Source organism: Streptomyces sp. NPDC059957, assembly GCF_042730015.1.
GTDB lineage: Bacteria > Actinomycetota > Actinomycetes > Streptomycetales > Streptomycetaceae > Streptomyces.
Window position 1 is genome coordinate 1 of sequence record NZ_JBHWMB010000132.1, and the last position, 11,790, is coordinate 11,790.

Genomic DNA, 11,790 nt, shown 5'->3' on the forward strand with positions numbered 1-11,790 from the left:
TCAAACGCCGGACGGGCTGAAAGCGGGGGCCCCGGGCTGCGCCCGGACCCCTGGGGCTCCGCCCCAGACCCCGGTCCTCAAACGCCGGACGGCTGAAATGGCGCGGGCGGTCTGAAAGTTCCACCCCCGGACGGGAGCGGGGGGCGGCCCGGGCCGGGGACGGGGGCGGGGTGGGGTGTCGGCCTGGACGTAAAGCGTGATTTGTGGCGCTGGAAGAGGCCGCGCCCTGTCGAAGCAGAGCAGAGGGCGCCTAAATCATGCAGTCCAGGCCGACACCCCACCCCGCCCCCGGCACCGACCCCCACCCGCAGCCACCGAGCCCCGGCAACACCCCAGCCCCGCCGGCGCTTGAGGCGCAGGGGCCCGGGGACCGGCCCCCTGCAACGGCGCCGCACCAGGGCTACGCCTCGTACGGCCGCGCCGGCCAGGGGGCGTCCGCCGGGCGGAGGGAGGACAGGGACGGGTCGGCGGCGAGGGCTGCCGACAGGGCCAGGACTCCCGTCACGAGCCCGGGGTTGCCCAGCTCGCCCGCCAGGACACCCCGTACCAGCTCCGGCAGCGGCACCCACGCCAGCTCCATGTCCGCCTCCTCCGAGCCGGACTCCGCATAGCGCTCGCCGTCCGCCTCCGCGACGCCCCGCGCGAGGAAGATCCGGATGGCCTCGTCGGAGCCGCCGGGGGACGCGTAGAAGTCGGCCAGCACCCGCCAGTCCTCGGCCTTGACGTGCGCTTCTTCCTGCAGCTCGCGCTGCGCCCCGTGCAGCGGGTTCTCCCCCACGACGTCCAGCAGGCCCGCCGGGAGCTCCCACAGCCGCCGCCGCACCGGGTGCCGGTACTGGCTCAGCACGAGCACCCGTCCCGCGTCGTCCAGTGCGAGCACGCACACCGACCCGGGGTGCACCTGGTAGTCGCGGCGGGCCACGGACCCGTCCGGCATCCGTACCTCGTCGGAGGCGACCGCCGTCTTCGCGCCCTGGAACGGCCGCCCCGTCGACACCGTCTCCCAGGATTCCGCAGTGTCCTTGATCTCCATGCCCCGAAGCCCTCCACAACGCGCGACAGCCGGGGTACGGATCTCCGTACCCCGGCTGCCAACGTTATGCGGTCGTGCGGCTACTTCGCGGCCTGCTGCCGCTCCACGGCCGCCTTGACCAGACCCGCGAAGAGCGGGTGCGGGCGCGTCGGGCGCGAGCGCAGCTCCGGGTGGGCCTGGGTGGCCACCAGGTAGGGGTGGACCTCGCGCGGGTACTCGACGTACTCGACGAGCTTGTTGTCCGGGGAGGTGCCGGAGAAGACCAGACCGGCCTTCTTCTCCAGCTCACCGCGGTAGGCGTTGTTGACCTCGTAGCGGTGGCGGTGGCGCTCGTCCACGTACGCCTGGTCTCCGTAGACCTCGCGCACGATGGAGCCCTCGGCGAGCTTCGCCGGGTACATGCCCAGGCGCATGGTGCCGCCCAGGTCACCCGCGCCCTCGACGAAGGCCAGCTGCTCCTCCATCGTGGAGATCACCGGGTTCGGGGTGGAGGCGTCGAACTCGGTGGAGTTCGCGTCCTCGATGCCCGCCAGGTTGCGCGCGGCCTCGATGACCACGCACTGCAGACCCAGGCACAGGCCGAGCAGCGGCACCTTGTTCTCGCGGGCGTAGGTGATCGCGCCGACCTTGCCGTTGACACCGCGGTCGCCGAAGCCGCCGGGGACGCAGATCGCGTCCACGTCGCCGAGCACCGCCGCGGCACCGGCCGGGGTCTTGCAGTCGTCGGAGGTGACCCACTTGATCTGGACGCGGGCCCTGTTGGCGAAGCCGCCGGCGCGCAGCGCCTCGGTCACCGACAGGTAGGCGTCCGGCAGGTCGATGTACTTGCCGACGAGCGCGACCTTGACCTCGTGGTCGGGGTTGTGGACCCGGTCCAGCAGGTCCTCCCAGACGGTCCAGTTGACGTCGCGGAACGGCAGGTCGAGCTTGCGCACGACGTACGCGTCCAGGCCCTCGGTGTGCAGCACCTTGGGGATGTCGTAGATCGACTTGGCGTCGATCGCGGCGACCACGGCCTCCTCGTCGACGTCGCACATCAGCGAGATCTTGCGCTTGATGGAGGTCGGGACCTCGCGGTCGGCGCGCAGCACGATGGCGTCGGGCTGGATGCCGATGTTGCGCAGCGCCGCCACCGAGTGCTGGGTCGGCTTGGTCTTCAGCTCGCCGGAGGGGCCGATGTAGGGCAGCAGCGAGATGTGCACGACGAAGACGTTGTCGCGGCCGACCTCGTGGCGGACCTGGCGGACGGTCTCCAGGAACGGCAGCGACTCGATGTCGCCGACGGTGCCGCCGACCTCGGTGATGACGACGTCGACGTCGTCGGTCGCCATGCGGCGGATGCGGTGCTTGATCTCGTTGGTGATGTGCGGGATGACCTGCACGGTGTCACCGAGGTACTCGCCGCGCCGCTCCTTGGCGATGACCTGCGAGTAGACCTGGCCGGTGGTGACGTTGGCCGAGCCGTCGAGGTCGACGTCGAGGAAGCGCTCGTAGTGACCGATGTCCAGGTCGGTCTCGGCGCCGTCGTTGGTGACGAACACCTCACCGTGCTGGAACGGGTTCATGGTGCCGGGGTCGACGTTCAGGTACGGGTCGAGCTTCTGCATCGTGACCCGAAGACCGCGCGCCTTCAGCAGCGCACCCAGGCTGGAGGCCGTCAGGCCCTTGCCGAGGGAGGAGGCGACACCCCCGGTGACGAAGATGTGCTTGGTCGTCATGGATTTGGGCGGCATCGCCAAGAGGGGGCTCCCGTGGTCGCGAAGGTGAGGTGCGTCCGGCGCCGGCCACCATCGAACCGGAGGGTCTCAGGGGGCGCCGAAGCTGCGGTTTCGGGGCTCCTGATTCGCACAGGCAGACCACCGGTCCACGGGATACCAGCCTATCAGCGCCCGGGCCGGTCCGCCTCCGGCCACGCGCCGGGGCACCTTCCGCGGGCCCTGTCGGCGCGGCAACGCCCTGCTCACCCGTTCAGCCGAGTGGCATTGTTCCAGGGCTAAAGGGGATCACTAGGGTTCCGTCATATCCTGCTCGGATATCGATCACATCACCGCCGAGCAGTCCGGCGAACGGCGTAATCCCGCCGGTTCCGGAATCATGGGCTCAACGCGGCGATCCACCATCCACAGGAGACCGCGCAACCGCGCAATGCAAGCGCCCCTCGGGGCGGACGTGCTGTTCGACTGGAGATGCAACGTGTCCGGGCGCATCGAGGATTACGCACTGATCGGCGACATGCAGACCGCGGCATTGGTCTGCCGGGACGGGGCGGTGGACTGGCTGTGCCTGCCACGGTTCGACTCCCATGCCGTCTTCGCGAGCATTCTCGGCACCGAGGAACACGGGTTCTGGCGGATCGGCCCGGCGTTCCCGGCCGGCGCCGAGGCCCCGCGTGCCACCCGGCGCCGCTACCGCGGTGACTCGCTGGTCCTGGAGTCCGAGTGGGACACCCCGCGCGGCACGGTCCGCGTGATCGACTTCATGCCGCCCCGCGAGGACCACGCCCCGCAGATCATCCGCATCGTGGAGGGCATCAGCGGGCGCGTCCCCATGCGCTCCGCGCTGCGCATGCGCTTCAGCTACGGCCGGGTGGTGCCCTGGGTGCACCGGGTGGACGACCGCACCGTGGCCGTCGCGGGCCCCGACTCGGTCTGGCTGGACACCGAGGCGCAGACGTACGGCAAGGACCTGACCACGTACTCCGACTTCACCGTCGGGCCGGGCGACCGGATGGCCTTCTGCATCAGCTGGCAGCCCTCGCACAAGGAGCCGCCGCAGCCGCCGGAGGCCGAGGAGGCCCTGGAGGCCACCACCGAGTTCTGGCGCGACTGGGTCGAGCAGTGCACGTACCACGGCCCCTACCGGGAGGCGGTGATCCGCTCCCTGATCACCCTCAAGGCGCTCACGTACGCCCCCACGGGCGGGATCGTCGCCGCGCCCACCACCTCCCTCCCGGAGGAGATCGGCGGCAGCCGCAATTGGGACTACCGCTACACCTGGCTGCGCGACGCCGCCATCACCCTGTCCTCGCTGCTGCGCACCGGCTACCGCGAGGAGGCCTCCGCCTGGCGGGACTGGCTGCTGCGCGCGGTGGCCGGCGACCCGGAGAACCTGCAGATCATGTACGGGATCGCCGGTGAGCGCGAGCTCGGCGAGACCGAGCTCGATTGGCTGCCGGGATACGAGAACTCCGGCCCGGTCCGGGTCGGGAACGGCGCCGCCGGCCAGCTCCAGCTCGACGTGTACGGCGAGGTCACGGAGGCCCTGCACCTGGGCCACATGACGGGCCTCGCCCGCAACGACTACGCCTCGCTGCTCCAGCTCAAGCTGATCCGCTACCTGGAGACCAACTGGGACCAGCCCGACGAGGGGATCTGGGAGGTGCGCGGTCCGCGCCGGCACTTCGTGCACTCGAAGGTGATGGCGTGGGTGGCCGTGGACCGCACGATCAGGCTGATCGAGAGCGGTGAAGCGGACGGGCCGCTGGAGCGGTGGCGCGAGATGCGCGACGAGATCCACCAGGACGTCTGCGAGAAGGGCTACGACAAGGAACGCAACACCTTCACGCAGTCCTACGGGTCCCAGGAGCTGGACGCGTCCCTCCTGCTGATCCCGCAGATGGGCTTCCTGCCGCCGGACGACAAGCGGGTGATCGGCACGATCGAGGCGATCCAGCGCGAGCTGTCGACCCCGGACGGCTTCATCCTGCGCTACCCGACGTCGGGTGCGGACGCGGGCGTGGACGGTCTGGAGGGCGACGAGGGGGCCTTCCTGGCGTGCTCGTTCTGGATGGCGGACGACCTGGCGATGATCGGCCGGGTCGACGAGGCCCGCCGCCTCTTCGAGAAGCTGCTGGCGCTCCGCAACGACCTGGGGCTGCTGGCGGAGGAATGGGATCCGAAGCTCCAGCGCCAGGTGGGAAACTTCCCCCAGGCCTTCAGCCACGTCCCCCTGATCGACACGGCCCTGCGGCTGACGGCGAGCGGGGCGTACGGGGGCTGACTACCCTGGAGGGGTCGTTCGCCTTTCCGCCTCTCCCGGAAGGGGGTAGCCATGGCTCCCCTCTCGAAGGCGGGCACGGCACTTGCCGAGCTCCGCGAGGACCTGTCCGGCGCCGTACTGGTTCCGGACGATCCGGGGTACGACGAGGCCCGCATCCTCTACAACGGGATGATCGACCGCAGGCCGGCCGTCATCGCGCAGTGCGAGAGTCCGGTGGACGTGGTGACCGCCGTGCGTTTCGCACGGCGGCTCGACCTGCCGATAGCGGTGCGCGGCGGCGGTCACAGCGTGGCCGGCATGTCGCTCAACGACGGCGGCGTGGTCGTGGACCTGCGCCGCATGCAGGAGGTGACGGTCCATCCCGGGGCCTCGGCCGTCCGCGTCGAGGGCGGCGCCACGATGAGCCATCTGGACCGGGCCTGCGAGCGGTACGGACTGGCGACCACCGGCGGCCGCGTCTCCACCACCGGGGTGGGCGGCTTCGTGCTCGGCGGCGGCACCGGGTGGCTGGACCGCAAGTTCGGCCTGGCCGTGGACAACCTGCTCGCCGTGGACCTGGTGACGGCCGACGGGGAGATGGTGACGGCGACCGCCGAGGACCACCCCGAGCTGTTCTGGGGGCTGCACGGCGGCGGCGGCAACTTCGGCATCGCGACCTCGCTGACCCTGCGGCTCCACGAACTGCCGGCCATGTCCCTCGCGTTCCTGCTGTACCTGCCGGAGCACGGGCCCGAGATGGTCCGTACGTACCGGGACCTCATGGAGGACGGGCCGCGCGAGGCCGGCGGCGGCGCCATCTACATGACGGGCCCGCCCGAGGAGTTCGTCCCGCCGCACCTGGTGGGCCGGCTGCTGGCGGGCGCGCTGGTCACGTACGCGGGTCCCGTGGAGGCCCTGCGCGGGCTCGTCGCGCCGCTGCTGGCGATCCCGCACGAGGCGGAGATGGTGACGGCCCTGCCCTACCCGGACCTCCAGTGCATGCTCGACGATCCGCCGGGCATGCGGAACTACTGGTCGGCGGAGTACCTGACCGGGGTGCCGGACGCGTTCGTGGACGTGTTCTGCGCCCGCGCGGACTCGATGCCGGTGCCGAGCGGCACCCAGCACGTGGTGTGGCCCCAGGGCGGCGCGATCGCCGAGGGCCCGGCCGACTACCCGGTGTCGTTCCGCGACGCGCCCTGGGCGGTGCACCCGTTCGGCGCCTGGGAGGACCCCGCCGACGACGACCGCTGCCGCCAGTGGGTCAAGGACGTCCGCGCCGACGTCCAGCCCTGGAGCACCGGCGCGGTCTACCTCAACTTCACCGGGGACGAGGGCGGAGACCGGGTGGTCGCCGGCCTCGGCGCGGAGAACATCCGGCGGCTGGGCCGGTTGAAGCGGGAGTACGACCCGGACAACGTCTTCCGCTTCAACCACAACATCCAGCCCGCCTGACCGCCCGCCCGGGGCTTACGCGAAGGCGGTCACGGGAGGGCGGTCACCTGAGGGCGGTCACGTGAGGGCGGTGACGACCTCCTTCGCCGCCCGCTCCCCCTCGGTCGCCCCGCCTTCCATGAACCCCTGGAAGTCGTAGCTGCAGTGCTCGCCGCCGATGTGGATCCGGCCCTGCGCGGTGCCCTCGTACTTGGCGTACTTGTGCAGGTAGCCGGTCGGCCAGTACGAGTACGCACCGAGCGCGTACGGGTTGCGGTGCCAGGCCGATATCTGCGCCTTGCCGTTCCAGGCCGCCTTGGTGCCGGGGAAGAAGGCGTCGATCCCGGTGAGCATCCGGCCCGCGAGGGCGCGTACGTAGGGGTCTGAGTCGGTGGCGAAGGGGGTCGCGGGGGTGATCGCGCCGGCCAGGGTGCCGCCGCCGTACTGGAGCAGGATGCCTCCGTTGCCCGGCTGGACCTTGGTGGTGTCCCAGGTCTGCTGGACCTCGCTGTCGGTGAAGCAGTCCCCGGCGGAGACCCCCGGCCAGGGGCCGGTGCCGCGCCAGGGGCGGCTGGTGAACTGCATGTTGAGCTTGGTGCAGTAGCCCATGCGTGCGTCGCGCAGCAGGTTCTTCATCAGCGGGTCGAAGCCGGCGCCGGTGGTGTCGATCCGCTGGAGGACCGGCAGCGGCAGGCACAGGATGGTGTGGTCGGCGACGACCGTCCGGGTGGTGCCCGAGTCGTTGAAGGTCAGGGTCTGGGTGCCGTCGGAGGAGACGCGTACGGCGACCAGCTCGCGCCCCATGACGAGCGAACCGGCGGGCAGGGCTTGGGCGATGGCGTTCGGCAACTGGTCGTTGCCGCCCGTGATGTGGTAGCGCTCGTTGGACAGGCCCCAGACGTTGAAGTTGCCCGGGTTGGGCTGGTAGCCCATCAGCAGGACCAGAGCGAGGGCGGACTGCTGGTCGGTGTCGGCCCCGTACTCGACGTTGTACGCCACGTCGATGAAGCGGCCGAGCTGCGAACCGTGTCCGCCGGGGATCCGGGTCTCGATCCACTGGTGGACCGTCATGTTGTCGAGGGCGGTGCCCGCGGGGGTCGAGGAGTTCCAGGCGACCTCCCCGGACTCCTGGAGGTCGCGGCGCAGGGCCTGGTAGACGGCCTTGAAGTCCTCGTCGGCCTGCTCGCGCGGATAGTACGTCCCGTTGAACCAGAGGACCTCCTCCGCCCCGTTGGGGCCGCCGCCGAGGAAGTCCTCGGTGGGGAGGTTGAAGCGGCGGCAGAGCTCGAGGATCTTCTTGTGGCTGGTGTCGATCAGCTCGCCGCCGATCTCGGAGGTCTGCCCGTAGGCCCACAGGGAGCGCTGGGTCCACATCCGGCCGCCGACGCGGGTCGGGTTGGCCTCGTAGAGCGTGAAGGGGACGCCCGCGTCCTTGAGGGTGAGGGCTGCGGTCAGCCCCGAGATGCCGGCGCCGACGATGACGACGCGGGCGGGGGTGACGGGCTTCTTGTCGGGCGCGGCTTCCACGGCGCGGGCGAGCGCCGGGGCGGCCGCCGCCGAAGCGACGGCGGTACCGAGCCCGAGTGCGGCGGCGCGCCCCAGGAGCTGACGGCGGGTCGAGCCGCGGACCTCGGCGACGGGCAGGCCCAGCCGGCGGGCGGCTGCGTGTTCGGCGGCGAGCTGACGGAGCGCGTGCATCAGTGGCGTACGGGCCATGGCGGTGGCTCCTTCTCAGACGTTCGCGGCGGAGGCGGAGGGGGCGGGCTGGTCGGCGGGCTCGTCGGTGCGCTCGGCGGCGTCCTCCAGGACGACGCGGCCGATGATCTCGTAGCGGTCGGGGGCCTTGAACTTCAGCCACAGGCCCAGTCCCAGCCCGCCGAAGAAGACGACCCCGACGATCCACGGGATCAGCGTGAAGAAGAACGAGTCGGCGGCCAGCCCGGCCGCCGTCTTCATGTTGACCAGCAGCAGGACGACCACGGCGGCCATGGCGATGCCGCCGATCAGCGGGGCCGTGAAGGTGCGCAGCCAGTGCCGGTCCTCGGGGTGGTTCTTGCGGAAGTAGCCGATCACCGCGAAGGAGCACAGGGTCTGGACGATGAGGATCGCCATGGTGCCGAGGATCGCGAGCAGCGTGTACAGGTGGATGTACGGGTCCTGCCCGGTCAGCCAGAACAGCGCGACCAGGCCGGTGGCGATGGCCGTCTGCACCATGGAGGCGATGTACGGGGAGCCGTGCTTGGCGTGCGTGCGGCCCAGGCCCGGGTGGAGGAAGCCCTCGCGGCCGATGGCGTAGAGGTAGCGGGCGGCGCACTGGTGGAAGGCCATGCCGCAGGCGAAGGAGCCGGTGAGCAGCAGCCACTGGAAGGCGTCGACGGCCCAGGCGCCGATGAAGGTCTGGGTGGGGGCGAAGAACAGGTCGAGCGGGCTCGCGGAGGCGGAGAGCTCCACGGACTTGGTGAGGCCGTTGCCCGCGATCGTCATCCAGGAGACGTAGATGTAGAAGAGGCCGACGCCGACGACGGAGATCAGGGTGGCCTTGGGGATGACCTTCTTCGGGTTCTTGGACTCCTCCCCGTACATGGCCGTGGACTCGAAGCCGACCCAGGACCAGAAGGCGAAGAAGAGGCCGAGCCCGGCGGAGGCGCCGGTGAAGGCGTTCTTGGGGTTGAGGGGTTCGACGGGGATGCCGTCGGGGCCGCCGCCCGCGATCAGCACGGCGGTGGCGACGGCGAAGAGCACGGCGATCTCGGCGATGAGCATCACGCCCAGGGCCTTGGCCGTGAGGTTGATGTCGAAGTGCGCGAGGGCCGCGGTGATCGCGATCATGGCGGCCGCGTAGACGATCCAGGGCAGGTCTATGCCGAGCTGGTCGTGGACGGTGGTCTTGGTGAAGTAGGAGAAGACGCCGACGATCGAGGCCTCGAAGACGATGTAGGCGAGGACCGCGAGCATGCCGGAGGCCATGCCGGCGATCCGGCCGAGGCCGTGCGAGATGTACCCGTAGAAGGCGCCGGCGGCGGTGATCCGCTTGGCCATGGCGACGTAGCCGACAGCGAAGACGGTCAGGACGGCGGTCGCGAACAGGTATCCGGCGGGGGCGCCGATGCCGTTTCCGAAGCCGACGGCGATGGGAAGGTTGCCGGTCATCGCGGTAATGGGGGCCGCGGTGGCGACGGCCATGAAGACGACACCGACCAGGCCCACAGAATTGGCTTTCAGCCGCTGGACCTGGGGTGCGCCGCCGCCGGTGCTGCTATCCGTGCTCATGGCTCCTCGTTCCTGTCGTGAGGGCGCTCACTCTCTCCTTGCGTGACGTACGCCACAATCGGCAGTCAGTCCGATAATCTCCTTACAAGGGCGACGAGTTGTCGGGCCGGACGGGGGTAGATGAGACCCCGTAACCGCTCGGTGATGTGCACGGAACAAGAGCCCCGGTAGCGTCCGCCATATGGACAATCAGGGCGGGATCACGGTTCAGCGGGCACTTGAGCTGCCGGGGCTGCGCGGCGGACTCCCGGAGGTTGTGGCCTGCGCCGACCGGCTCGGCCGGACCGTGCGCTGGGTGCACGCCGGCGAGGTCCCCAACATCGCTTCCCTGCTCAAGGGCGGCGAACTTCTGCTGACCACCGGCCTCGGCCTCGGCACCCGCCCCGCCGAGCAGCGCGCCTTCGTACGCCGCCTCGCGGACCGCGGCATCGCCGCACTGGTCGTCGAGCTGGGCCCCCGCTTCACCCGGCTCCCGGCCACCCTGGTGGAGACGGCGCGGGCCGTCGGCCTCCCCCTGGTCCAGCTCCACCGGGAGGTCCCCTTCGTGACCGTCACGGAGGAGGTCCACACCGAGATCATCAACGGGCACTACGCACTGCTCCAGCGGGCCGAGGAAGTCCACCGGCGCTGCACGGAAGCCCTGCTCGACGGCGGCGGAATCCCCCAAGTGCTCCACATCCTGGCGGACTTCACGGCCAACCCCGTCTTCCTGGAAACCCCCGACGGCCAGCTGCTGTACGCGGCCGGCCCGGTCGCCGGGGAGGCCGCGGCGGACCCGCTCCAGGTCTGGGAGGGCCTACGGGGGCAGCGCCCGGCGGAGCCCTCCGGCAACGCCGTGGTGGTCGACGTCCCGGGCGGCGGCCGCGGCGCGGGCTCGGTGCGGGCCAGGCTGGTCCTGCTGGGGGTGTCCGCCCCGCTGCTGCCCGTACACCGGATGGCTGCGGAGCGGACGGCCGGCGTACTGGCCGTCGTGCTGATGCAGGCCCGTCAGGAGGACGAGCTGGCGGCGCGCGGCCGCGGAGACTTCCTCACCGACCTGGCGGAGGGACGGATCTCGGCGGAGGACGCCCCCGCACAGGCCCGCGTCCTGGGCTTCAAACCGGGCCCCGGCCCGCTCCTGCCCATCGTCATGCGGCTGTCCTCGGACCTGGCCCCGTCCGGCAACTGGGCGGTCCTGGCCCGGGCCGTCCTGGAGGAACTCGCCTCCGTCGGCGTCCCGGTGCTCCTCGGCGTCCGCCCGGTCGAAGGCCGCGTCCCCCTCCTCGTCTCCCTCCGCTCCGACGCCGAGCGCACGACAGTCGCGGACCGGGTCGCGGTCGCCCTACGGACCGGCGTGGAGCGGGCCGGCCTGGACCGGGCGGGGGCCGCGCCGGCGGTGGTCGTCGGCGTCTGCGGAAGCTGGGCGGCGGCCTCGGCGGGCCTGCGCCACGCGGCGGAGACGGCCACCGCCGCGGCCGGGCTGCCGTCCCGCCCCTGGTACGACGCCCGCCGCCTCGACATCGACCTGCTGCTGTGGCGCCTTCGCGAACACCCCGACCTGGCGGCCTTCGTGGACCGCGCGATCGGCGCCCTGCGCGTCCACGACACCCAGTCCCGCCCGCCGCTCCTGCCCACCCTGGAGACCTACCTGGCCCACGCGGGCCGCAAGGCGGAGACCGCGCGCGAGCTCCACCTGAACCGCCAGACCCTGTACAACCGCCTCGCCCGCATCTCGGAGCTCCTGGGCGCGGACCTGGACGACCCGGAAACGGTCCTCTCCCTGAGCCTGGCCCTCCGCGCCCGCCGCCACACCATCCCTTCCTGACGCAGCACTCACACACCTCGTCCCTGCCGGGCCCAGCCTTCTTGACGCGCTGCGCCGGCCTCCGTCCGGCGTACACGCCACCGCCGTCCCGGCGCGGGTCCCGGTGGGCGTGTGCGGCCGGGCCTGCCCTGCGGGGCAAAGTCCCCTACCCACCCTTCCACCGTTCCCAGGGCCGCCCCTGACCCGGTCCTCAAACGCCGGACGGGCTGAAAGCGGGGGCCCCGGGCTGCGCCCGGACCCCTGGGGCTCCGCCCCAGACCCCGGTCCTCAA

At 71.4% G+C, this 11,790-nt stretch carries 7 protein-coding genes; 3 read left to right on the plus strand and 4 right to left on the minus strand.

Annotated elements, in window-relative coordinates; genetic code table 11:
- Positions 1 to 400: 400 nt before the first annotated feature.
- Both ACFWBW_RS40435 and ACFWBW_RS40440 read right to left on the minus strand, forming a co-directional pair.
- Complete coding sequence (locus ACFWBW_RS40435; RefSeq protein WP_385384495.1) at positions 401 to 1,033, minus strand: NUDIX domain-containing protein; 633 nt, start codon at positions 1,031 to 1,033, stop codon at positions 401 to 403.
- Positions 1,034 to 1,113: 80 nt separating this feature from the next.
- Positions 1,114 to 2,766 (minus strand): CTP synthase, encoded by a 1,653-nt coding sequence (locus ACFWBW_RS40440; RefSeq protein WP_385384497.1) that lies wholly within the window; start codon positions 2,764 to 2,766, stop codon positions 1,114 to 1,116.
- A 412-nt stretch (positions 2,767 to 3,178) separates the two neighbouring features.
- On the opposite strand from ACFWBW_RS40440, the gene ACFWBW_RS40445 reads away from it, so the two are divergent.
- Complete coding sequence (locus ACFWBW_RS40445; protein WP_385384500.1) at positions 3,179 to 5,032, plus strand: glycoside hydrolase family 15 protein; 1,854 nt, start codon at positions 3,179 to 3,181, stop codon at positions 5,030 to 5,032.
- Positions 5,033 to 5,083: 51 nt separating this feature from the next.
- Positions 5,084 to 6,466, plus strand: a complete 1,383-nt coding sequence (locus ACFWBW_RS40450; protein ID WP_385384502.1) for an FAD-binding protein — start codon at positions 5,084 to 5,086, stop codon at positions 6,464 to 6,466.
- Positions 6,467 to 6,523: 57 nt separating this feature from the next.
- Here the strand turns inward: ACFWBW_RS40450 and ACFWBW_RS40455 are convergent, their stop codons facing one another.
- Together ACFWBW_RS40455 and ACFWBW_RS40460 are read right to left on the minus strand one after the other, a co-directional pair.
- Positions 6,524 to 8,161 (minus strand): flavin monoamine oxidase family protein, encoded by a 1,638-nt coding sequence (locus tag ACFWBW_RS40455; protein WP_385384505.1) that lies wholly within the window; start codon positions 8,159 to 8,161, stop codon positions 6,524 to 6,526.
- A 15-nt stretch (positions 8,162 to 8,176) separates the two neighbouring features.
- Positions 8,177 to 9,715 carry an APC family permease gene (locus ACFWBW_RS40460; RefSeq protein ID WP_385384508.1) on the minus strand — a complete coding sequence of 513 codons (1,539 nt, stop codon included), beginning with the start codon at positions 9,713 to 9,715 and terminating at the stop codon, positions 8,177 to 8,179.
- 181 nt (positions 9,716 to 9,896) lie between these two features.
- Between ACFWBW_RS40460 and ACFWBW_RS40465 the strand changes: the two genes are divergently transcribed.
- Positions 9,897 to 11,519: a PucR family transcriptional regulator gene (locus ACFWBW_RS40465; protein ID WP_385384511.1), complete on the plus strand. Its 1,623-nt coding sequence runs from the start codon at positions 9,897 to 9,899 to the stop codon at positions 11,517 to 11,519.
- Positions 11,520 to 11,790: the final 271 nt, after the last annotated feature.

Coding starts and splice junctions, on each gene's coding strand:
- ACFWBW_RS40435 (WP_385384495.1), bottom strand. CDS start 1,033: ATGGAGATCAAGGACACTGCGGAATCCTGGGAGACGGTGTCGACGGGG.
- ACFWBW_RS40440 (WP_385384497.1), bottom strand. CDS start 2,766: ATGCCGCCCAAATCCATGACGACCAAGCACATCTTCGTCACCGGGGGT.
- ACFWBW_RS40445 (WP_385384500.1), top strand. CDS start 3,179: ATGCAAGCGCCCCTCGGGGCGGACGTGCTGTTCGACTGGAGATGCAAC.
- ACFWBW_RS40450 (WP_385384502.1), top strand. CDS start 5,084: ATGGCTCCCCTCTCGAAGGCGGGCACGGCACTTGCCGAGCTCCGCGAG.
- ACFWBW_RS40455 (WP_385384505.1), bottom strand. CDS start 8,161: ATGGCCCGTACGCCACTGATGCACGCGCTCCGTCAGCTCGCCGCCGAA.
- ACFWBW_RS40460 (WP_385384508.1), bottom strand. CDS start 9,715: ATGAGCACGGATAGCAGCACCGGCGGCGGCGCACCCCAGGTCCAGCGG.
- ACFWBW_RS40465 (WP_385384511.1), top strand. CDS start 9,897: ATGGACAATCAGGGCGGGATCACGGTTCAGCGGGCACTTGAGCTGCCG.